Source organism: Acinetobacter seifertii (assembly GCF_000368065.1).
Lineage (GTDB): Bacteria > Pseudomonadota > Gammaproteobacteria > Pseudomonadales > Moraxellaceae > Acinetobacter > Acinetobacter seifertii.
In genome coordinates, this window is record NZ_KB851202.1 from 91,074 (window position 1) to 114,583 (window position 23,510).

Below are 23,510 nucleotides of genomic sequence, written 5' to 3' on the forward strand. Positions count from 1 at the left end.
CGATTTAAAAGTGGAAGGTTTGTCACCGAAAAGTGGAAGGTTTGTCACTGAAAGGTGGAAGACTTGTCACTGAAAGGTGGAAGACTTGTCACTGAAAGGTGGAAGATCTGTCACTGAAAGGTGGAAGGTTTGTCACTATGGTGGAAGGTTTGTCACGGGTTTAAAAAAAACTTAAATTTATCTTACAAAATTATTTAAATTCAATATTTTAATCTGTTGATAAGTTGAATTATTTAACCTTAAAGGTGGAAAGCTTGTCATTTTGATATTTTTATCCTGTGGATAAACTGTTTGTTGCTAATTTCATCAAGGTGACTGTACATTTTCACTTCTGGACTGGCTAAAAGTGGAAGCTTTGTCACTATTAAGGTGTATTTTTTATTATTCTTTCCACTTTATTACAGGGCTTAATGGTTTTTTTCCCTTTTTAGCTGACTTAAGAATCTCTGAAAAATATTAAAAGTGGAAGCTTTGTCATTAAAAAGTGAATTTTTAATATGGCTTTCCACTTCATGTTTAAAAAGTGTTTTAAATGGCAAAACAGAGTGACAAGCTTTCCACTCTTAGCTTGGGATGTAAGAGTTTCTTGGCCAAGGATCGGTTTGCCTGAGTTAAAATGGTGGATAATTTGCATGAGATTGCACTTTTGTGTATAACATGTAGAAAATAACTTTTTTTTCCACCTATGAACAAGCTGAATGAACAAGAAGAAATAGAATACTTACCGTATTGTATTGGCAATATTCGACATAATGGCGTGGTCAGTACCAGCAATCGCCTGATCCGACCGATCGAACTGTCATCCAATGAGTACAAAGCATTACTTTATGCGATGGCAGTGGCCAACTATGGTGAAAAAAATAATCAAGATCGTGAAATTACCGAGCAAACCTATATTTATTTGCATAAAGATGATTTAGGCGAATTGCTGGGTCTGGATAAAAAGAATTCCATTAATGTCGCGATTGACCGGATCTATAAAGAACTATCCTCTCGGGTGGCCCATTTTGTCATTGAAGAACCCGTAGATGAAAGCAAGCGCAAGGTTAAAAAAGTCCATTCAGTAGTCCCGATTATTCGAGAACTGCGTTGGGAAGATGATGCTAAAAATGCCTTGCAGATTCGTTTTACCAGTGAAGTGCTGCCTTATTTTACTCGTCTGGCAAGCGGCAATTTTACTACTTACCAATTAAAGGATTTATTTGCTTTAGACTCGGTAACCAGTATGAGCTTGTATTCCTACTTTATTAAAAACGAATTCAAATATGCCAATCAAGACTGCTATGAAGTTGAACTATCACTAGAAAATATTAAGGCACTTACCGACATTGGCGAAAAAAAATATGATCGCTGGGTAGACTTCAGGCGTTATGTGCTGGATAAGATTGTTGAAGAAATTAATCAAAGAACCAGCCTTAAACTCGAATATGACACCATCAAGAAAGGCCGTCCTGTGGTGGGTGTGCGCTTTAAAATTGTGAATGGACATACTGAGGCGGTGATCCCACACAGCAACGAAAAGACCCAGATCTACCTGGATGTCGATTTTGATGATAATGCTATTGTGAAAGAGCTTGGGGCAAAGTTCGATCTGACAGTCCGTTCTTGGTATATCTATGCCAATGATCCGAATTATAAACAGTTCAGCAAATGGTTTAAGCCCGAAGGCTGCTTAACCGATTCTCAGGCCAACGTGATTGTAAACGATATTATGTTCCAAATGGATTTTGCTGTGGCGGGTGCTTCCATGAGTGACTTCAAGAAAGAGATGAAATATAAACTGAAAAATGATCCTGATTTCGTTCAGCAAAATCGCGCGCGTTTGAATGAGATTTTTGGTAAAGAAATTATTTAAAAAGTGTAGCAACTTACTACAGCTTTTATGTATGACTATGCTTTAAAATGGATTTTTTCATCAGCGCTGATTTAAAGCATGTAGCAACTTGCTACATTTCTTATCCGGGACCGGATTTAATGCAATATTTGAAAAAGTACAATCGCAGTGACAAATAAAGTCCCATCACTCTGGAAGTTTTTGATCATCAAACTAAACTATACTTATGATTATAAAAAAATAGACTGATGGATTCTGCATGACCCTGGTGTCACTGCAACAGCTACAAAAACAACTTTGGAATATTGCCAATATGTTGCGTAGCAGCATGGTGGAAAACGAATTTCGAGATGACATCTTGGTTGTTATTTTCTTTAAATACCTGTCAGAAAGCGGTGAACTTTGCCGATGAGCTGTTAGCCGGTGAAGATGTTATATCCTTGAGCTGGATGAAAACAATCTTGAGCATGTGACATAATCGAAGAAATTAAAAAGAACACTATTTGAAGAAGCGTGCTATGCCTTAACCCTAAAACAACTATTTTATAGCCTTGTGCATCGTGGCTGTAGGGCATTCATTCTGGATGATTTACTGCACCCTTAAGTCAATTAAACAAAGTAATCTGGGCACTGATTCTGCCGATGACTTTCCCACCTATTTGAAGACCCAGGATCTGAACTTTACTAAACTCGGCAATAATACCAGTAACCGTAATTAACTGGTGGTAAAAGTTCTCAGTCATTGAGATGATATTGATTTTGATATTTTCAATTCCGAAGCTGATGTAGTGGGGTATGTCCACGAATACCGGATTGGCGAGTCTGCTTCCGGTGCTGGAAAGAAACCCGGCGAGTTCTATACCCCGCAAAAAGTGTCAACCTTATCGTCCAAGATGGTCACCCAAGGTAAAGAGCGCTTACTTCTCGTGTATGACCCGACCTGCGGTTCAGGTTACTTGCTGCTGTGGGTGAAGAATGAAGGTAAATATGTGGAGAGATGATTTACCGTCAAGGACAAGATTAAGCTGTTTGAACGGGATTGTGGGTTTAGCTGTCTGCTGGTGAAAACGCGGTAGCTGATTGAGCAGTTTTATGTCGGGTTTGAAAAGTAGATAGTGATGTGATCCGGCAAGATAAGATTTAAGCCAGTCCAGATCATGCCCGATCAGAGATCGTATTTAACCGATGGACTTATGTCCAAAAAAGAAAGCAAAAGGATCATATACCCATAATGTATGCTGGCTTTTTCTCTAGAAAATAGCCTAAGCATGACACCGATTATTCAGCTTATAAATCCGCAATAGTTAGTCAGGGTATCCATATCTTTGAAAACAACTGAATAACGTCATTGAAATTGGAGGCTATCTTGGGTCTATTTTATAGGTTTAGCTAAGTTTAAAATTTTTATTCAATAACTTGTCGTGATTTTACTGAGTAGCTTATGCATCGGCACACTCAAACCTGAGGTTTAAAAAATAGCATTCATCGAGTTTATTAGACATGAATTTATTAACTTATTTATCAAATATATTATAAAATATATATCTATTCACAATAGCAATAGTTTGGGATCAGGTCTTTGAAACAGATTCTCTTGGCACTTAAATTAAATCTTCGCAAACTGATTCTGATTTCGACTATCCTCAGTGTTTCGTGTTTATTTATTGTTTCTGTATTTATTCTCAATTATGTCATTAAAGACCAATTAATTCAGAATTCACTTTTAGTGAATGTCAAATATGCCTCAAAGGTTGCCAACAGCGCAGATCAGCATTTCGATGATATGCTCAAAGAATTAAAGTATAGTGCTGAGCTGTTAGGGCAAGATTTTTCTAATCCCCAATTAATCCAAGAGGAAGCAAAGCGTCTTAAACATCAATCCAACAAATTTAACAGTGTATTGGTTGTGGATAAGCAAAGCAGAGTTATTTCTTTTGCACCGCAAAGTTTAAACTTGAGTCCTCATATTTTATATAAAACAGTGGGAATTACTGAATCCTTAAAGAATAAAAGCACTTATATTTCTCCCCCTTATTGGTCAGTTAAACATAATCTAATTGTACTGCTATCTCAACCGATCTATGACCGCAAGAAAAAATATCAGGGCATGGTGGGGGGCACGATTTATTTACAAAAAAATAATCTGATCCAGAAAATGCTTTCTACCGAATATGACTTTAAGAAAAGTTATATGTATGTCATTGATCAGGATAATCGAATTATTTTTCATCCCGATCCAAGCAGAATCGGAGAGAAAATTATCAATAATACCGGACTGGATTATATGATCCGTACCCGGCTGGGGAGTGTCCGGTTAATCAATAGTCGGGGAATCGAAAATTTGGCCGGTTTTGCCTACATTCCCAGTGTGAACTGGATTGTCGTCTCCCAGCAACCGACGGAAGAGTTGTTCAGGCAGGCTAATGTTATTCTTTTAAAAGTCTCCGTCGGTATTTTAATTTTTTATATTTTTATTTTTATTATTGTCTGGAGAATGTCGCGCTTTATTTCTTCACCGTTAAATAGCTTGGCAAAAATGGCCAGCATGCTCAATCAGCCTGACATTCAGGAGAACATTAAACAAGTTGATCCTTGGTATTTTGAGGTTTTAAAGTTTAGAACCTCATTGTTACTTAGCTCGCAAACCTTTAGTGAGAAGATTGCTGAATTGCGTCAACATGTGAATACTGATCCACTAACTGGTTTATATAACAGGCGGGGGATGCAAATATTTTTAAAAGAAGTGATGAACTTAGGACGAGATTTTGCTGTGCTAGCGATTGATATCGGTAAGCGTCCGCTGAATCCCATGCCTATTTTTTAATTTTGGTCGGATTCCCAGCGGTGTGGCAGTAATTCTTCTATTTGGGTCACTTTATGCGTCGGCAGCCTTTTCAGCACATCACTTAAATAGGCATACGGATCCAGTCCATTCAGCTTTGCTGACTGGATTAAAGTCATGATATTGGCAGCTCGTTGGCCGCTGCGCAGCGAGCCAGCAAACAGCCAGTTCTTACGTCCCAACGCCCAGGGGCGCATCTGATTTTCAATCCAGTTATTATCTATAGGCAAATTACCATCATCCAGATAGCGGCAGAGTGCCTGCCAACGTTTTAGGCTGTAATTGATCGCCTTGGCAGTTGGAGAACTCGATGGCACCGTCAGATAATGTTGGTTGAGCCATTCATACAGTTGTTGCATCACCGGTTGACTATGCTTTTGCCGATATTCGCGGCGATGTTCTGCTGTACCATCGGTCTTTTTCCTGAGTTCTGCTTCTATGGCATACAGTTTCTGAATCAGCACTAATGCCTGTTCAGCGATCTGACTTTTCCCGGTCACATGCAGTTCATGAAATTTACGACGTGCATGTGCCATGCAGCCCACCTCAATGACATCGCCTGATTTAAAGCGTGCTTTATAACCACTGTAATCATCACAGACCAGATGGCCCTGCCAGCCATTCAGGAACTCTTCTGCATGCTGACCTGAACGGCTATCCCGAAAGTCATAGATCACCGCTTGAACTGGATTGTACTGTGTGGTGGCATAGGCCCAGACATAACCTTTCTTCGGTTTTTTCTCATTCTCACCCATCCGCATAATGGTGACCGGCGTTTCATCGGCATGGATCACCCGCTGTTGCAGCACCACCTGTTTTAAGGCATTGGCCAGAGGTTCCAGTTCCACACCGCAGCGACCAATCCAGTCAGATAACGTGGATCTGGACAGATCAATGCCCGCCCGCTGATAGATCAGGCGCTGACGGTACAGCGGCAAATGATCGGCATACTTCGATACCAGCACATGGCTGAGCAGTTCAGGACTGGCAATACCTTTATCAATCACATAGGCGGGCATCGCTTGCTGAGTCAGGGTGTCACACTGATCACAGACCCATTTGCCACGTACATGCTGTTCCTTATAGAACTGTGCCGGTCTGAAATGCAGTTTTTCACTGATATCTTCGCCGATACGACGTAACTGGCAGCCACAACTGCATTGGGTTGATGCAGGTTCATGCTCAATACGGATGGTGTGTAGATGATCGGGTAGCAGTCGACGTTTAGGTTTGTTGACTGTGGCTTTCTGTGTTGCTGCATCGGTTTATCTGCATTCAGCCGCTCCAGTTCCAGATCGACTGCTGCGATATCTTCTTCGACGGCCTCATCCCACAGATGGATTTGTTTTGCGGTGAGATGTTCGTTTTTACTACCGAATTTGTGCTGTTTAAACAGCGCCAGTTCATGCTCGTATTTTTGATAACAGAAAACTAAAAAAAAGTGGAAGAATATTTGAAATTTAGATCAACTTTAATAAGAAAAACCTATGTATTTGTTGATAATTGTAATTTTAAGAAGATTTGATTGATTAATTAAATGAATTTTCATATACAAAGATATGCTCATTTTTTATATCGATAAAAATGTTAAAATTTGACTATTTAGTAAAAAATATAGAGATTTTTATGGGGCAATTTATAATGCCCTTTTGCTTTGGTCGAAAAAATGTTCAACTTGAGATAGTAAAAATCAACTCAGAATTACTGAAAATCAAAAAGATTAAACAGAGTCAGAAAGCCGTAGTACAAGCAAAGTTCAAAGCAATCTACGTCAAAATTTGGCAAAAAATCTTGCTATTGATGCAAACGGAGCCTGGCTTACGTGTGCATTCTAATTATGTTGCAATCTTACAGTTGATACATAATCTTGATGATTTTATCGAAAAATCACAGCAACACTTGTGCTTTGAAAGGAAAGCTCAGAAAGAGCTGGATGCTAAATTTTTTGCTCGATTTTTTAAGCTAACAAAGAATTCAATAAAAGATCAACTTTTACAAAATTGTTCAGATCGTAATGAATTTAGACAATGCAATGTGATAAAAAATTAAGCGAAAATGAATATGCCGAAGATTGACGCAGAAGAGCACTTTTTAGATTTAGCAGAAAAATTCCAAAAAGATTATTGTCTGTTACGTGATCTTGTTGTGAATACACAATTTATTGATCTATCAGATGATTTGTATAAAGAAGTCTACGCGCTATACAAATTAGCACAACAAATTTATAGCTATATATCAGGCTCCAGACAGATCGGTAAGTATTCTTTTTTGGCTGCTTTGAGTTATTTTTCATGTCCGAATATTAGTAATACTCAAGAGTTGTCGTCTGTACGTTATTTGATTTTGCAAGCGAGTTTTTTAACATATCGGCAGTATCAAGAATTTGCAAAAATTGATAAAGCTGAGAATAAGCAAAAACATGTTTGTGATCTCTTTCGCTATGTATCACGATATGTTCTGGATTCTAATCATGCTGAATTATTTCAAGAATGCAGTGAGCTACTAAATCGCTATGTCATGTACGAACGTAACTTGAAAAAGGAGGATCGTAATCAACTTTTTAATATTAAAGATTTCAAACAAGTACAAGCCATAGAGTATTTATCGGCTCTATTAATAATTTTTAAAAGACTTGATGATCGTCGTGTTGTTCATCGTCAGCGTAAGTCAAAAAAAAGTAAAGTTTTGCAATGGCCGACGAAAAATGAACTCAAAAAATTTCGTGAAATTAAAACGGGTAAGCAAGTAGATATTGGACATAACGCAAAGATCAGTATTTATGATGCCGCTCTTCACAAAGATGAAGAGGGTGAAGTTGATCTATTAGATCCTGAAATGGAGTTTTATTCAGAAGATGAAAAGTCTAAAAATTTAAATTATATACTCAGCGATAATGCGACGCATCTAATGCGGCATCGCCAGCGCCGTCATGCTCCTTTTGTTACAAATCCACATTATTTGGCGCCAGATATACTGAAGCAAATTGTTTATGTGTTGAGAACCGAGTTATCCGGGCACTGGAGGGATGCTGCAATCGCTGCAGCATGTTTATTGTCACTTTTGACGGGATTATCACCCGTCGCACTGATGGATTTTAACGAGCTTATTCAAGATGGAATTTTGATCCAAAATGGTTCAAGTAGACGTCGCGAATATTTACTCAAATTAAATCTTAAAATTACAGAGCAGAAGATTAAGAGCTTAAATCATGTGCGGTGGAATGAAGTGATGACACATCAACTACATTTACCTTCTGCTTGGTTTGACTATATAGAACAAGCATCGAATCCACTAATTTCATCAACACACATTAATACGAAACTTAAGAATTGGCTTGATAATCGGTTTGTAGGTTCGATCACTGTAGAAAAACTGCAGGCTCAATTATATTTTCATATATATTATGAAACATATAATGAATATCTTGCTCATGTAATTGCTGGGCGGGATAGTCAGCATCACATGCCTGGTATCTATTATGGCGGGCTACCGAAAACTCAACTCAGTAGCACATATCTAGCCTTTTTAGAAAAAGCACTTACACCACATTCCACACATTTTACTGAAGACACGGCTGAACTAAAAATATTGCAACAACAATTCAAAGTGCAATCTGCATTATCTATAGGAAGGATAGGGAGCCAACTGGCACTTGAACCCAATTTTGTGAAAGAGCAATTCCATATTTTACATAGACATTGTCACGAAAACATCCAAGAAGATAAGCACATTATTAATCAACTTAATGCATATGCGTGTTGGATGTGGCATATCAGTTTGTTGAGTTTGGCAAGTCGGCCTAAAAAAAACCTGTTGGGGAATTTGGATGATTATTGTGTTGAGCTCAAGCTTTTATATGTGAATGATAAAAAAAATAGTAAAGCAAGAAAAGATGGTCGTTTTATCCCTTTATCTGATTTTTTCATAAAAACACTGCAAAATTACACTGCCTTTTTAGAACAAATTATTGAAGCGTACGGTTCATTTTTTAGACAAGTCTTTGCAAAGAAGAAGATAACTGTAAATGATCTTTTTGGTAAGGTCATTTTTAGTAAAGATATTTTGCCGATAACTGTCAAAGAATGGCAGAGCAGGAAAATTAAGTTAATCCCTTTATCGAGAAAATGGGTGAATTCATATATGCAAGGAGTCTTTCCAAAGAATATGTATTCGAATTGGTTACGTCATTTTGACATGAACTTTTTGATGCATGAGCAGCAAGAGGGTAAACCAGCATTAGCTTTTCACTTAATTCAGGCCCTGTATGGTCATGACCAACGTGACCGAGAGGCTTTTCATCCGCATTCTTCACTTATCCCGAATGTCTATGTACAGCAAGCCCGCCAGCAATTGCAAGATAATGTCAAATCTTTATCGATTAAACACTTAGAGCGAAAATAGTTGTATGCAAAAAATCAAAGAACTAATAAAACCACAACTAGATGATCTATTTGTTGATATTCATAAAATGGTGAAAAAGTCGCTAGATAGACAGCCTTCTCCACCTGAAGTATTGACGAAAGAAATGCAGCAAAAACTTGATCAGCAGATCGCTGAAAAATGGCATGACATTAAAGATAGTGTTGATTGTTTGAGTCAAAAGTTGAGCCGAGACGAACAATCAAAACTGATGCAATTTACTGAAGATGAATTTAATAAAAGAAGGAAGCAATTCAACCAGAATGTAGATAAAAAATCATACAGAATTAAGTTAAATCCACATACTAAACGGATCGTACTGCCTAGAAAAATTGAGAGTACAGAGTCACGGTTAGAACAGGGGCATCTACATATCCATGTACTTAAGGAATTAAGGCAGTATTGGCAAGATTCATTTGAATATTGGAATGAACCAAAGTACTTATGGGGAAATTTATGCTTAAGTTTTATATATATTTCAGGCTGTGCAGATGAACAGCATTTGATTGCTATTCAGAAGCAATTGCAGGAGGCCATTGAGCTTGGTACAGATCTGAATTGTTTTCGGTTATACCATTCGGACTACAAAAAAATCACTAATCCATTGTTACTACATTATCGTGTTGAAAACTCTCAATATGGCAACGATGTAGAACAGGGAAAGTTGTACCAATGGAAACATGTTTTTTTAAACCCATATGCGCAGTTCATTTTGCAATATTTAAAAAAGTTGAAAGCTACTCAGAAAGAATTTTGTCTGCAACATTCAGTTGAAGATTGTATTTTAGAAAGCTTGAGTAAGATAGGCAGGAAAAAAAGTCTTGGGGATCTGCAATATCAAATTAAACGCCGTGGATTTCGTGCATTTAATGATGTGCAAATGGTACTCGAATTTAATCCAAACCTCAGCATAGATATATTTTTGAGTAATGTGCTTCAGCAAGAGATTAATACTGTCGCTTTAAGGCCATCCGAATTTAGATTGCTGTGGAATAATGATTACAATCAAGTCACAGAACCAGATAATCGCCCTATTCATTTTGAACAAGAGCAGTTACTTCCTGAAGTTCCGACTGTTCAAAGCAAATTACAAACGATTCCGTATGAGTTGATGTTGTTTGGTCAAAAGAAACGTAAAGGTCAAAAAGTTGAGCGTTTAGATAAAAAGAGGAATAAAGAAGAACGCACGCTACGTTTTTGGCAAGAAACTAGAAGGGTGTTAGAGGAGAAGATAGTTGATGCTAATACGGAGGAAAAGTCTTTAATTGATGCTCAACTACGCTTAATTCACTGGTTAATGCATTTAAAAAAACGAGGGCTTCAATTATCAACTATTGAAAGCTACTTAGGATCGTTTGGCAAAGAATTTATATTTGAGATTTGGCTCAATAAATTAGATTTAAAGCAACAATCCATAGATGACTATGAGGATTTATATCGGCAGCTATTGAAATACAGCAGTGAACGTGATGAAAAAGCAGTTCAACGAGATTCGGTGAAAGGAAAAACCTCTCGTAAGATGCACCAAAGCGCAGAATACCGTTTTGGTCGCCTAAAAGATTTTCATCAATTCTGTATAGAGAATTATGATGCTCCAGGGGTATTGGTGTTACAGAATTCAAGTTTTAAGCATTTACAAATTTGCAATGCACGGCTAGTGAGTCCTTTGCTATTTGGCAAATTATTGGAAAAACTAGAAAATTTAAGTCAAGAGCCAACGGCATCAGAGTGGGTCGATCATCTGAGTTGTTTAAAGCTGATGTATTTACTAAGTTATAGAACTGGACTTCGATTAAATGAAGTTCGTTGTCTTAAAATACAAGATATTATTTGCCCAGAGCTACTTTATAAAGAAAAAGAAAATACAGTTTTTAATAATATCACGCTTCATATCCAAGACAATTCATATCGCCGTCTGAAAACGCGAAGTGCGAATCGTCAAATACCATTGAAAATTGCATTGTCAGAACATGAGTTTTTAGTAGTACAACGTTACATACAACATCGTTATGAGCAATATTTGGTTAATCAGCAGGATGATCTACTTTTTAGTGTGAATCATCGTGTATTAACTGATCAATGTATCAGCAAAATTACAGTAGATTTGTTTAGTCAAATATTAGGTATGCATCATGGCTTTAGTTTTCATACATTACGCCACAGTGCTGCTAACTATCTAGCAATAACTTTGCTCGGTTCAAAAGAAATGATCAAGACCTACACAGATTGTCCTTGGGTAAAAGCAAAAAAGATGAGGGATTTATTGTTTGGTATGAAAGCACGTGCTCAAGAAGAGATTATTCAACATAAATGGCAGGTGCTCGCCTCTTGGATGGGGCATAGCAGTATTGAGCAAACGGCTTCAAATTACCTTCATGTTTTGGATTTATTAGCAGTCGATCGAATTTATAATTCGCCGTGTATCATTTCAAAAAAAGTATTAGAACAGTGTTTTAGTCCAGTGAAGTCAAGTACAGACTACATAAACCTAAATCGTTATACTCAGCAGCAGAAATGGTTTAATTCTTATCAGCAAACACAGCCAGTTCCGATGGCTGGCCGACAAGAAAAGAAGTTTAGTATAGAGAAGAGTACTCTGACACCTTTTCAACGTTTGATAAGTTTTAGAGAAGGTCGTTTAAGCGAAGATACCCAAGCTCAAGAATGGATGCAACGATGTCAATGGATGAGCACTAAATGGATGGATCGCCAAAAATTTAATTTAAAAACGAATTATGTTTATAGTAAGAATTTAGAAGAGAGTTGGTTTGATGAACTTTACGAAAAGGCTAAAAAACTGACTCGTCCAGATGAAATAATTCCTCTCCTTGATTTTCATTATAAAGATGATAGGCAGCAAGATGCACTGAAAGAAAAGAACATGGTTAAGGCGCTTAAAATATTATTATTATTTGGAAAACTGCGTAAGAATTTTCTACATTTTCAATGCCGAATGAAAGGTGATGAGCAACAAATTGTTAATTTTATTACTGGTATAGAGCCAATGTTAGGAGATCATCTATATTTAGAAAAACAAAACTACCCAGTTAATTTGGATGCTCCTGAGCGAACCGTTAAATTTAGTTTTCAAAGAGTTGTCGGCTCTAACAAAAAAAATGTTACTCCGCTGGTTATATTTAATTTAATGTTAAAAATGATGCAAAAAGATGAACTCTGGATCAAATAGCCTAAGCATCTTAAAAAGGGGAAATTTAAAAGCTTTAGCATGACAGTTTCGTCACTGGATTTTAAACAATAGTGTAAATTGGTAAATCGCTGAGCTAAAGTGTTGTAGTCCGGTAATCCCCCCCCAAAATAATCGAGTTTAAAAGTAGAAAATCCAATAAACTTGATTTAAGGAGATTTTCTATGAAAACATCTAAGTATTCAGACAGCCTAATCATGAATATTTTGAAGCAAGCTGAAGCAGGAACCCCCATACCGAACTTTTGCCGCGAACATGGTATGAGCTCTGCTACATTCTACAAGTGGAAGTCCAAACATGGCAGTATGGATCTTTCAATGATGACGCGACCTAAAGAACTTGAGGCTGAAAATGTCCGTTTAAAACGCATGTATGCTGATGAGCGGCTCAAGTCAGACATCTTGCAAGATGCGCTTTTAAAAAGTTGAACCGTACCGCGGGTTTGTCTGAGAGTCAATATTCTGAGATGAGAAGCATTGCTTCGTAAGACGTAGCGAAGCGTAGTGTCCCGATGACAAAATTAAAATATACCCCTGAAATCAGAGAAAGAGCGGTTCAATTATTGATTGAATCTGAAAAAGATTATCCATCGAATTGGGCTGCGATCACCGCTATTGCTCCCAAGATAGGTTGTAGTCCTGAAACACTACGTGTTTGGTATCAAAAATATTTAGATAAACAAAATCCAGTTAAAGTACAGCAGCTTTCAGACCAAGAACGTATCAAACAACTCGAACGCGAAAATAAAGAACTGCAACGCGCCAATGAGATTCTACGTAAAGCAGCCGCTTTTTTCGCCCAGGCGGAGCTCGACCGCCCACACAAATAATGGTGGATTTCATCCATAACAATAAAGACTTATATGGTGTTGATGGGATTTGTAGAATTTTACCGATCGCACCTTCAACCTATTACCGGACTCTAGATCTCTGCGAAAATCCAGAACATCGAGCAAAGCGAGATTTACATGACTTGCATCATGCTGAGGAGATTAAACGAATTTGGAAGGAAAGTTCAGGTCGGTATGATCCTAGACAGTATCGTGGACAACCGATCCCTCTAAATTCTTGAAATATTTCTGTTCAAAGGCTTCTGGGCTTAACCAACCGTTTGCAGAATGCCTTCTGACCCGATTGTAATAAATCTCTATATAGTCAAACAAGACAGCATTCGCCTCTTTTCGAGTAGCGAACACACTGCCATGTATCACATGACCTTTCAATGTATGGAAGAAGCTTTCGGTCACTGCATTATCCCAACAGTTTCCCCTGCGTGACATACTTTGAATACAGTTATTCGTTAATAATAGCGCCCTAAAATCACGACTACAGTACTGTGAGCCTTGATCCGAATGGACCATGACGACCATTGGATAACCCTGACGAGCCATTGCATAATTAAATGCATCACACACCAATTGACGATCTATTCGATGGCTAGTTTGCCAACCGACTATACGACGACTAAATAGATCTAACATCACACATAAATACAACCAACCTTGCTTGGTACGGATATAAGTAATATCTGTTGTCCACACCTTATTCGGCTGAGTGACTGAAAATTGGCGATCCAACAGATTTGGTGCTGTAGGCAAACGATGGTTTGAATCAGTCGTATGCTTGTATTTACGCGAAATCCTGCTACGTAAACCAAGCTTTTTAAGCATTCTTCCAACGGTTCGTTCGCTCATGCTGTAACCTAAATCATGCATGTCATATACCAATGACGGTGCACCGAATCGTGCATGATGCTGCCAATATACGGCTTTTAAATCCTTATATTTCTGCGCTGTATAGGCCTGACGTTTTCGCCAGGCATAATAGCCTGAAGTGCTGACACCCAGGCATTTACAGGCAGAAGACACGGTGACTTCATCCACATCCAGATCTTGAATTACCGTGTACTTTTCTTGGCATGATCTGTTAGAAAGTACACATGCGCTTTTTTTAAGATGTCATTGGCTTCCCTGAGCTGTTTGACTTCTTTCTCTAATTCCAAGATCCGCTGTTGTTCTGGTGAAAGTTGACGTTTGCTTGAACCCACTGGATTGGCTTCACGAATCCATTTTTCTAAGGTTGAATAACCCACACCTAATTTCTGGACGATTGCAGCGATAGGCTCGTGTGAGTTTGAAAGTGCATAATCAATTGCTTGCTGTTTAAATTCAGGATTGAAGCGTTTAGCCATTTCGATCTCCAAAGATTAAAGTTACGTTATCTTTAGAGGGAAGTGCTGTCCATTATTTTGGCTAGGATCAGTATGGTGTACGTAAAGTCTGGCAAAAACTGAAACGTGAAGGCTATATTGTTGCACGTTGTACAGTTGCACCTGATTTAATATCAACATTAGATTTAAAAGAGACAAAAGTGGTGTGCGCAGATAAAGGCTATGATTCAGAACCACTGCGTGAACAGATCAGGAAAACAGGGACTAAAGCGAATATACCAAAGAAAACGAATAGCCAATCGAACAATGACCATATGGACTGGTATTTATATAAAATCAGGCATTTAGTTGAAAATATGTTTTGTAGATTAAAGCAATTTAGAGGAATAGCTACTTGATATGACAAGCTCAAAAGAAATTATCAAAGTTCTGTTACTTTAGCCTGTATATTTTTATGGCTACCTTTATAGGGTTAATTATGAACAGTAAATGTCAACAGACCCTAATTTATCAAAAAAAATATTTGGCTATGAATTAAAGGCTACTTAATCGTATAGATTTATTAATGAAAAGAATATATTAGGACTTACGCACTATCACTTATAGATTCTCTGGGCTTTGTTGCACAAAGATTTGAAAGGCAAAGAACCCCTAATTGAGCCAAATTTCCTGATCCATCTCTCTTTTAGAAAAACGTATCTGCCGATACATTAAACCGCTCAGACAATGCCTTAATATGACGAATATTCAGTTGGCGTTTACCACTTAAAATCTCAGAAATCACTGATTGGGTTGCAACCTCTGTTAAGTCAGACTGACCTAAACCATGTTGCTCCATCAGAAAAGCCAAAGCAGCACGACCATCCCTTTTAGGTATAGGAAGATGCTCATTTTCATAATCAGAAACCAAATCACCAAGCTGATGAATAAGCCCCATTAAAGGATGGGACTCGTCATCACCAACAGTATCTAAAAGTTCATCTAAAGCTTCAACAAGTGTATGAAAGTCGTCTTCATTTTCTGGCTTGCTGAGCAATGGTGCAACGTAGTGCCAGTGGTCTACGGCCTGTTTAATCATCGCGTTCATACTAACCTTCCTTCCAATGACCTTTGTCATATTCTTTATGGGACAAGACATCACGGATATACACACGTTTTGCTTGATACATCACGACTGCAATAAGTCGGATCTTGTTCCCGCCAATATCGAATACATGGAGCTTTCCAACTTTATCGACCGCTGGAAAGAGATGTTTCATCTCAGCAAAATCTTTCAGATCGTTTGCCTTTATGGTTCGATACCAACCATCTAATGCCGTTTCAGCCTGTGGCCACTTTTGCATTGCTTCTATAATTCGAGCGTGGGTGATCACATGCATAACATTTTATCGCATTTTGCTATAAATCAAGTATAAACCATTTATCGCATTTTGCAATATTGAAGGGCTAGGATGAATAAAGCCACACGGAGCTTTATTCATTATCAGAATGCACTTAATCTGATGACCTTAAAATAAACCTTTTAGCAATTCATACGCAATAAGGCTGATACCATTAGCACAACAAAAATGAGTTCCACTCTAGTTAACATCTTAGTTCCATTTACTTTTCACTTAATTTACATATCAGTTAAGTCGTAGCATCAATGAAATAACATGACATGGAAAATAATCAAAAAAGATAGAATCTAGATTTTTATTACTTTTACTATCCGTATACTTCAACAGCAGCTTTGAATGTTTCACTTAACCTTTAAACTTTTCTTAAAATTAAATATATTTACATATGCATTCTAAAATTTGATATAATTTATTAAAACTTTAGATTCTAAGTGTAAATAATGAGAAGCGCTAATATTCGACGTGATGGCTACTTAAAATTTCTGAATACATGGCAAGACCGTGATGTCATTAAAGTACTTTCAGGTGTGCGTCGCTCTGGAAAATCCACCTTATTGGCGATGTTTCAACAAGACCTAAAAGCACAGGGTGTACAAGCCGAAAACATCATTGCCATCAACTTCGAATTTATGGAATTTGAAGAACTCACCGATTACCGTAAACTACATGATTATGTATTGTCCAAAGTTGATAAAAGTAAAAAAAACTATGTTTTTTTAGATGAAATACAACATGTTACAAATTTTGAGAAAGTAGTCGACTCCTTATATGTTCGGGATTATATCGATTTATATATTACAGGCTCAAATGCATTCTTTCTAAGTGGAGAACTTGCGACTTTACTTACAGGACGCTATATCGAGCAACACGTTCTACCTCTGTCATTCCAAGAATTTAAACAGTGGCATATTGAAAATAATCCGATCATCCAACAATTATCCAATCGTGATTTGTATGCCATGTATACGCGCAGTAGTTTCCCTTATACGCTTGCCATGACTAGCCAGCAGGAAACTTATGATTACTTGCAAGCGGTCTATGCCAGTGTAATGTTTAAAGATGTTATTCCCCGTTTGAATACTGCCGATATTAACTCTCTCGAGCGTGTCGCAAGATATTTGGCAAGCGTGACAGGCTCACCTATTTCCATCAATAAAATTAAAAATACCTTTGTTTCAAGTGGGGTTAAGATTTCATTTGAAACAGTAAAACGCTATATTCAGGGCTTACAGGACAGTTTGTTATTTTATAGTGCCGCACAATTTAAAGTACGCGGGCGTGAGTTATTACAATCCTCTGAAAAATACTATTTAGTTGATGTGGGATTGCGCCGGATTATGTTGCCTGATGCTAATGCTGATCAAGGTCATATCTTAGAAAATGTAATTTATCTTGAGCTTATCAGACGAGGTTATACGGTCTATGTAGGGCGGGTTGATGAATATGAAATTGATTTTGTTGCTGTCGATAATTTACAGAATTTAACTTATTATCAAGTGGCATTAGAAACGCTCAATGAGGAGACACTCAGCCGAGAGTTACGTCCATTACAGAAAATTTCTGATTCGTATCCCAAGTATTTGCTTACCTTAGACACGATAGGGACTGAAGCGAATTATAATGGTATTGTAAAAATGAACGCTCTCGATTGGTTGCTATCTGAAAATAAGTAAAGTTGAGGGTAGACATGGATACTCTTATTTATTAATTAAAACTCAAAGACTTTTCAGCATTAACCAAGAGTGTGATCAAGCATAATTTCTGCTCCATTTGTGATGGATTGATTTACCTCGACTCGATTGAGTCAGATCATCATGATTGAGCTACAGTCACTTACTGAAAGTAGCGAGAATTGCGTTGGAGTTTCTGAAGGATATTAATTCCTTAGTTTGCCCATTCATCCATCTGGGCATTTTTTTTGATTAAAATACAATGCTGTTCTTGCTAAAAAATGACGGCACCCACCATAAAACACAATATTCCAAAAATAATCCAAGGCCAGATCTTTGTCTTCGGTTGTTCTAAATTCTGAGGATTATATTCCGTGTGTTCTAGCGATGTCGGTTGTGGAACACGGGTCTTTTTAGAGTAAGGCTGGTGTTTAGAGTAAGATAGTCCCGTACCTGGAATACCGACACTGGTTCGCGTACCTTTTTTCCCAATATTTAGAGAAGCACCAGGTTTGCCAATGCTGGCACTGCTGATGCCTTTATGGGTCAAATTAATTTTAAAACCCGGGAATAATTTAATACTTTTACGAAATCTAAAACCCATATTTATCTCATTCTAAATTTAGCTCAATTTACGCTCTACACCAGGATCCATGATCTGCTAGAGATCGTACTTTGATGGCTATCATCAGGATACTAGTATATTTTTTATCTGGTGATTGCAATACTACCTTTAAATACCGTCAAAAATGTTTACTGTATATTTGCTGTAGGGTAATCTTAAAGCTGCTATTTATTGACTGATTGGTATATGACGACAGATAAGCATGAAGTCCTGCTACGAATGCGAGCGATCGAGCTGCTTGCATACTGGGAAGGTCGTTTGGTTACCAATCGTTTGATGAGCTGGTTTGGACTGAGTCGACAGCAGGCTTCTGCGGATATCAAGCGCTATAATACGCTGTATAACCCCGATGCCTTGATTCATGATCCATCGGTCAAGGGTTATGTGCCTAAGGCCAGCTTCCAGCCTGTACTGACTACAGCGCATATCAATGAATATCTCAATATGCTGTCAGGTTTGGTTAGTGAATCGCATGCGCTGATTGCGACGCCAGAACCGAATCTTGCAGCAGTTCAATTACCTGATCGCAGTGTACGTCCTGAAGTGATTCGGGAAGTTTTACGTGCCTGCCGCAACCAAAGTACTTTAAAAATGATTTATGCCTCGATGCAGAATCCGCAGTGGCATGAACGCATGATTTCCCCACATACCCTGGTGTATACCGGTTTTCGCTGGCATGTCCGTGCCTATTGCCATCAGAGCAAGCAGTTTAAGGACTTTTTACTCTCCAGAATTGATCGTACACCTGTTGTGGTGGCGATTGAGTCAGTAGACCCTGCTCAAGATCAGCAATGGCATGAAGAAATTGTACTGACGCTGATCCCTAATCCAAAATTGAATGAAGCTCAAAAAGCGCTGGTCGAAAAAGACTTCGGCATGCCTGATGGCAGATTACAGATTCCGGTGAAAAAAGCCCTGGCTCACTATACTTTGCAGCGATATCAGGCCGCGATCACGCTGGCTGAGGCGGATGATGCCTTGAAATATCCCTTGGTACTACAACGCTCAGATATCGAAAAGCTGTCGTCTTACCTGTTTGATCAGGCCTCATAGGAGATTGGCCATGTTAGAGCAATTTCATTATGACAGTGACCTGATTGGCGGTTCCCTGATGGTGCGTGAAAGCCGGCTGATCGCGGATCTGTTATTACGAGAAGCGACTCCAGAACAATGGCATCAGGCCATTCAGATTGACAATATTCTGCAAAAAAGAACGCCTGCTTCAGCCCAACGTAACGCCACTGCCATTCGTAAGCGTCTGGAGCGCTTAGAGCCTGATTTCTGGAAAGCTTTGCGTGATGGGGATGATGAGCTGGCGACCCAGGTGGCTTTTTGTGGCGCACTGGAACGCAACCTGTTGCTGCTTGAGTTTATGGAAACGGTGATGAGGGATGCCTATATCTCTCAGGCGCAACACTTGGACAGTTATATCTGGTCAGATTTTTTGGATGAACGCTCACAACGTGATCCGGATATCTGTGATTGGAAAGAGTCCAGCAAGAAAAAAATGGGGCAGGTGGTGTTTCGCATGCTGGCAGAAGCCGGTTACTTAAAAAGTACTCGTAAGCTGGAGTTGCAGCGCGTGATCGTCAGAGCAGAGCTGCGTAGCCTGTTGGAAGAACACTATAAACAACGCATTAAAAGATCTATGGAAGTGTCGGTATGGACGCGTTAGTTGTAGAGGGGCAGCAATGAGTCAAAAAATACATGAGCGTCTGAACCAGATTCCAGAGCGAATTCTTTCCACCGAGTTTCTCACCGGGCAAGGACTGGGCAATGAAATTGGCTTCTGGATTTTTGATTATGCGCCTGAAGATGAGTTGAAAGTGCGCGAATATCTGCATTTTCTAGACGGGATGCTGGAGAAAAAACACAGTCAGCTGAAGGTGGTGAATATCAACCTGCTGCAAGCCGTGGTGGATTATCTGGCTGAGCGTAACTTCATCGATAAAGCCATTCAAATGCAAAAAGCCAAAGGTGATGAAGCGCTGCTCAAAGCCTTAAAGGGCCCACTGCATATGGATAAGTTCGCGCCGTATCTGGTGAGTAAATATGCCACCAATGCGCAAGATATTGTGTTGATGACCGGGGTAGGGTCGGTTTGGCCACTGTTACGTGCCCATCACTTATTGAACAGTTTGCATTCGTTACTGGGGCATAAGCCAGTGGTGCTGTTTTACCCGGGCTATTACGACGGTCAAGCGATGAGTTTATTTGGAAAAATTCCAAGCAACAATTACTACAGAGCATTCAGATTAGTGCCTTAAACACGGCAAATAGAAATAAGAATTCGGGGGAATGGATTGAGATGAACATTAAAGAACTTTTTTACAAGCCATTAGATCGTGCGATAAACGGGGTGGTCAAGGCAGACCAGAATGACAATACCACGGTATATCAGGAACTCGATGAATACGTGGTCACCAATGAGCTGGAAAAGCATTTTCGGGACTTTTTCCAGTCTTATGGCACAGACCTGAGCGATCCTCCGATTGCCAATCGTGTCGGCGTGTGGATTTCAGGTTTCTTTGGTTCTGGTAAATCACATTTCCTGAAAACCTTGTCGTATATTCTGGCCAATAAAGTGGCACGTGACGCGGAAGGTAACGAACGCAGTGCTGCAGAATTCTTTGATGAAAGCAAAATCCGGGATGCGTTTATCCGTGCAGATATTGGTAAAGCGGTTAGCCATCATGCCGATGTCATCCTATTTAATATCGACAGTAAAGCCAGTTCCAATGATGACGGTAATCCGATTCTGAATGTGTTTTTACGCGTGTTTAACGAATATCAGGGTTTTAGTGCTGACCATCCACATATTGCCCATATGGAACGTCACCTGAGCCAGAAAGGGGTGTATGAGTGCTTTAAACAAGCCTTTGAAGAATCCAGCGGCATGTCATGGTTGGAAGAACGTGATGGCTATCAGTTCTATCAGGATGATGTCGAAACCGCGATTTCTCAAGCCCTCAACTTATCTGCTGAAGCTGCGCATAAATGGTTTGAGGATTCTGAGCAGACCTTTAGTGTTTCGGTTGAAAACTTCTGTCAGTGGGTAAAAGAATACCTGGACAGCAAAGGACCCCAGCAACGCATGCTGTTCTTGGTCGATGAAGTGGGGCAGTTTATTGGCAGCGATACCCGCTTAATGCTGACACTGCAAACCATTACTGAAAACCTGGGTACGATCTGTAAAGGCCGCGCTTGGATTATCGTGACCTCACAGGCAGACATCGATGCTGTTTTAGGTGAGATGTCTTCATCCAAAGCCAATGACTTCTCCAAGATTGCTGGACGTTTTAAAAGGCACTGTTGCAAATAACCACGAATGGTAAGCTGAAGACTGTTTTAGCTAAAGGTGCAGCATATGAATCCTTTCCATGGTCGACATTTTCAGGGCGAAATCATTCTTTGGGCTGTGCGCTGGTATTGTAAATATGGCATCAGCTATCGTGAACTTCAGGAAATGCTTGCCGAACGTGGTGTGAATGTTGATCACACGACTATTTACCGCTGGGTTCAGCGCTACGCCCCTGAAATAGAAAAACGCTTACGCTGGTATTGGCGTAATCCTACAGATCTGAGCTCATGGCATATTGATGAAACTTATGTAAAAGTAAATGGACAATGGTCTTATCTGTATCGTGCAGTCGATCAACGTGGCTATACGATTGATTTTTATCTTTCTTCTAGACGTAATACCAAATCAGCATATTGTTTTCTTGGAAAAATCTTAAATAATGTGAAAAAGTGGCAAATTCCACAAGTGATCAATACGGATAAAGCACCCACATATGGAGGTGCTTTATTACGGTTAAAACAGGAAGGAAAATGTCCACCAGACATTGAGCACAGGCAGGTTAAGTACAAAAATAACGTGATCGAATGTGATCATGGTAAATTAAAGCGGATCATCAGGGCCACGTTAGGATTCAAATCTATGAAAACGGCTTATGCCACAATTAAAGGGATTGAAGTCATGCGTGCACTGCGTAAAGGACAAGCTTCATCATTTTATTATGGTCAGCCTCTGGGTGAAGTGTGTCTAATCAACAGGGTTTTCGGTCTCTAAGCACTTTTTAAAGGGAACTTCATCGACTCAAATTTCTATTTGCAACAGTGCCCTAATATCTATTATGTAAAACCAGAAATAGATTTCAAATATTTCAGGTTTTACACAATAGATTTATTATTTACTGTAATTATTTGGCATAGGATAAGCACGGAAGATCTGCCATAAACAAATTAACAGTAAAAAACTAAAGAATATTAAAGACCATACTGGGAGCGCTAGTCCCCAAAAAGTCCAATCAATGGCAGCACACTCGCCTGATCCCTGAAGGACTTGTTGCATTATTGTTTTTAGGGGTAATGTGTCTATTAGGTAATTCAAGCCAGGTCCACAACTCGGAATTTGATCAGGAGGTAAGGTTTGAATCCATACATGACGTGCAGCAACCCCGACGGACCATAAAATTCCTAATGTAGTCAGCATGGCATAACAGCGATTCATCGCATTAGAAATTGGATTGTGTACAAATGCAATCAACGCCACTATGCCCATTGTCATCAAACCCACGCGCTGAAAAATGCAGAGTGGGCATGGTTCAAGCCCCACAACATGTTCAAGATATAGCGCGAAAGTCATGCCAATAATACTGGCAAGTACTAATACACCACTTACAAACCTATAACTCCACTGCATTAGCAATTCCTCTTTTTATCAAAATTGAAAAGTTAATTATCAAAAAATATCGTCTTTTCTTGCTCGAATTAAATATTTCATTACGTGCTTGATAAGCTGGCTTTTAAAAGCATTCCTTACTCTCTATTGTTCGAGAGAAAATTGAATAAGTATTTCCATCCTTGTTTGTCAGATGACAACCAAAGTTACATGCACAGACATGCGGCATTGTTTAGTTGATGGCATTAGATCATCTGGAAATATTGAAGTTATTGCAGAGAGCATACTTAGAGGAGATATTACAATGCGGCTGCTAAATTCAGTATTACGAATGGTAATTAGTTGGAATGCCAGTATAAATATCGATTTATTCAAGAATCAATGTCCTTTGATGGGGTGATGATACTTACTATTATTTCGTATTTATACGGTAAAAATATTCCTATACTTACCAAAAGGTAACCTTAGGATTTTATGGAAAAACACCATGAACATGATCTTGCTGTATGTTATCCGATGGAAGCAGGCTATTCTTGGTTGTAGAGGATAGGGATAAAATGGAAATCGGCGAAGATATTAAAGCTAAATTAGCTAAAGCTTAAATTTGGGATGAATTGGGTTTGCAGATACCTAGTATTATAATATTTTTAAGTTATTTCATT

Annotated in this window: 15 protein-coding genes, 8 pseudogenes and 1 other annotated feature; of the genes and pseudogenes, 17 read left to right on the forward strand and 6 right to left on the reverse strand. The window is 38.8% G+C overall.

The window, feature by feature from the left end:
- Positions 1 to 685: 685 nt before the first annotated feature.
- From F985_RS19875 to F985_RS19880, 3 genes and pseudogenes are all read left to right on the forward strand, one after another.
- Complete coding sequence (locus F985_RS19875) at positions 686 to 1,855, forward strand: replication initiation protein (RefSeq protein WP_004704334.1); 1,170 nt, start codon at positions 686 to 688, stop codon at positions 1,853 to 1,855.
- Positions 1,856 to 2,093: 238 nt separating this feature from the next.
- Positions 2,094 to 2,829, forward strand: a pseudogene (locus tag F985_RS25640) (N-6 DNA methylase); the annotation flags it as partial.
- A 584-nt stretch (positions 2,830 to 3,413) separates the two neighbouring features.
- Positions 3,414 to 4,658, forward strand: coding sequence for a sensor domain-containing diguanylate cyclase (locus F985_RS19880; RefSeq protein WP_004704338.1), 1,245 nt, complete (start codon positions 3,414 to 3,416; stop codon positions 4,656 to 4,658).
- Here the strand turns inward: F985_RS19880 and tnpC are convergent.
- A pseudogene (tnpC, locus tag F985_RS0104710) lies at positions 4,655 to 6,096 on the reverse strand (IS66 family transposase); the annotation flags it as partial. The gene F985_RS19880 and the pseudogene tnpC overlap by 4 nt on opposite strands.
- 164 nt (positions 6,097 to 6,260) lie before the next feature.
- Between tnpC and F985_RS19885 the strand changes: the two are divergent.
- From F985_RS19885 to F985_RS25435, 5 genes and pseudogenes are all read left to right on the forward strand, one after another.
- Positions 6,261 to 6,725, forward strand: coding sequence for a hypothetical protein (locus tag F985_RS19885; RefSeq protein ID WP_171063680.1), 465 nt, complete (start codon positions 6,261 to 6,263; stop codon positions 6,723 to 6,725).
- A 12-nt stretch (positions 6,726 to 6,737) separates the two neighbouring features.
- Positions 6,738 to 9,077 (forward strand): hypothetical protein, encoded by a 2,340-nt coding sequence (locus F985_RS19890; protein WP_004704345.1) that lies wholly within the window; start codon positions 6,738 to 6,740, stop codon positions 9,075 to 9,077.
- A 4-nt stretch (positions 9,078 to 9,081) separates the two neighbouring features.
- Positions 9,082 to 12,282, forward strand: a complete 3,201-nt coding sequence (locus F985_RS19895) for a site-specific integrase (protein WP_004704346.1) — start codon at positions 9,082 to 9,084, stop codon at positions 12,280 to 12,282.
- 182 nt (positions 12,283 to 12,464) lie between these two features.
- A pseudogene (locus tag F985_RS19900) lies at positions 12,465 to 12,722 on the forward strand (transposase); the annotation flags it as partial.
- An 89-nt stretch (positions 12,723 to 12,811) separates the two neighbouring features.
- Positions 12,812 to 13,338 (forward strand): annotated as a pseudogene (locus F985_RS25435) (transposase); the annotation flags it as partial.
- Positions 13,087 to 13,203 (forward strand) — a sequence feature (AL1L pseudoknot). Its footprint overlaps the pseudogene before it by 117 nt.
- Here F985_RS25435 and F985_RS19910 read toward each other — a convergent pair.
- Positions 13,331 to 14,490, reverse strand: a protein-coding gene (locus F985_RS19910; protein WP_085945712.1) for an IS3 family transposase whose coding sequence is annotated in 2 segments (ribosomal slippage) — positions 13,331 to 14,256 and positions 14,256 to 14,490 — 1,161 coding nt in all. Because the reading frame shifts where the segments join, the coding sequence is not laid out codon by codon here. The pseudogene F985_RS25435 and the gene F985_RS19910 sit on opposite strands and share 8 nt — an antisense overlap.
- A gap of 68 nt (positions 14,491 to 14,558) precedes the next feature.
- Here F985_RS19910 and F985_RS26355 point away from each other — a divergent pair.
- Positions 14,559 to 14,630: pseudogene (locus F985_RS26355) on the forward strand (IS3 family transposase); the annotation flags it as partial.
- Positions 14,625 to 14,958 (forward strand): annotated as a pseudogene (locus F985_RS0104715) (transposase); the annotation flags it as partial. The pseudogenes F985_RS26355 and F985_RS0104715, both read left to right, overlap by 6 nt.
- A gap of 196 nt (positions 14,959 to 15,154) precedes the next feature.
- On the opposite strand, the gene F985_RS19920 reads toward F985_RS0104715, so the two are convergent.
- Together F985_RS19920 and F985_RS19925 are read right to left on the reverse strand one after the other, a co-directional pair.
- Entirely contained in the window at positions 15,155 to 15,556 is a 402-nt protein-coding gene (locus tag F985_RS19920; RefSeq protein WP_004704357.1) for a helix-turn-helix domain-containing protein, read from the reverse strand.
- 1 nt (position 15,557) lies between these two features.
- Positions 15,558 to 15,848: a type II toxin-antitoxin system HigB family toxin gene (locus F985_RS19925; RefSeq protein WP_004704358.1), complete on the reverse strand. Its 291-nt coding sequence runs from the start codon at positions 15,846 to 15,848 to the stop codon at positions 15,558 to 15,560.
- Between the two features lie 461 nt (positions 15,849 to 16,309).
- On the opposite strand from F985_RS19925, the gene F985_RS19930 reads away from it, so the two are divergent.
- Both F985_RS19930 and F985_RS26290 read left to right on the forward strand, forming a co-directional pair.
- Positions 16,310 to 17,542, forward strand: coding sequence for an ATP-binding protein (locus F985_RS19930; RefSeq protein ID WP_004704360.1), 1,233 nt, complete (start codon positions 16,310 to 16,312; stop codon positions 17,540 to 17,542).
- Between the two features lie 38 nt (positions 17,543 to 17,580).
- A pseudogene (locus F985_RS26290) lies at positions 17,581 to 17,682 on the forward strand (HNH endonuclease signature motif containing protein); the annotation flags it as partial.
- Positions 17,683 to 17,813: 131 nt separating this feature from the next.
- Here F985_RS26290 and F985_RS19935 read toward each other — a convergent pair.
- Positions 17,814 to 18,143: a DUF4236 domain-containing protein gene (locus F985_RS19935; RefSeq protein WP_000506885.1), complete on the reverse strand. Its 330-nt coding sequence runs from the start codon at positions 18,141 to 18,143 to the stop codon at positions 17,814 to 17,816.
- 207 nt (positions 18,144 to 18,350) lie between these two features.
- On the opposite strand from F985_RS19935, the gene F985_RS19940 reads away from it, so the two are divergent.
- The 5 genes and pseudogenes from F985_RS19940 to F985_RS19960 all read left to right on the forward strand — a co-directional run bounded on the left by F985_RS19940 (position 18,351) and on the right by F985_RS19960 (position 22,236).
- Positions 18,351 to 19,217: a BrxR family helix-turn-helix transcriptional regulator gene (locus tag F985_RS19940; RefSeq protein WP_004704363.1), complete on the forward strand. Its 867-nt coding sequence runs from the start codon at positions 18,351 to 18,353 to the stop codon at positions 19,215 to 19,217.
- A gap of 10 nt (positions 19,218 to 19,227) precedes the next feature.
- Positions 19,228 to 19,839 (forward strand): DUF1819 family protein, encoded by a 612-nt coding sequence (locus tag F985_RS19945; protein WP_004704365.1) that lies wholly within the window; start codon positions 19,228 to 19,230, stop codon positions 19,837 to 19,839.
- Positions 19,840 to 19,855: 16 nt separating this feature from the next.
- Positions 19,856 to 20,431: a DUF1788 domain-containing protein gene (locus F985_RS19950; RefSeq protein ID WP_004281985.1), complete on the forward strand. Its 576-nt coding sequence runs from the start codon at positions 19,856 to 19,858 to the stop codon at positions 20,429 to 20,431.
- 41 nt (positions 20,432 to 20,472) lie between these two features.
- A pseudogene (gene brxC / locus F985_RS19955) lies at positions 20,473 to 21,468 on the forward strand (BREX system P-loop protein BrxC); the annotation flags it as partial.
- Between the two features lie 63 nt (positions 21,469 to 21,531).
- Entirely contained in the window at positions 21,532 to 22,236 is a 705-nt protein-coding gene (locus tag F985_RS19960; protein WP_004704368.1) for an IS6 family transposase, read from the forward strand.
- Between the two features lie 117 nt (positions 22,237 to 22,353).
- Here the strand turns inward: F985_RS19960 and F985_RS19965 are convergent, their stop codons facing one another.
- Positions 22,354 to 22,869 carry a disulfide bond formation protein B gene (locus F985_RS19965; protein WP_004704371.1) on the reverse strand — a complete coding sequence of 172 codons (516 nt, stop codon included), beginning with the start codon at positions 22,867 to 22,869 and terminating at the stop codon, positions 22,354 to 22,356.
- Between the last annotated feature and the right edge of the window lie 641 nt (positions 22,870 to 23,510).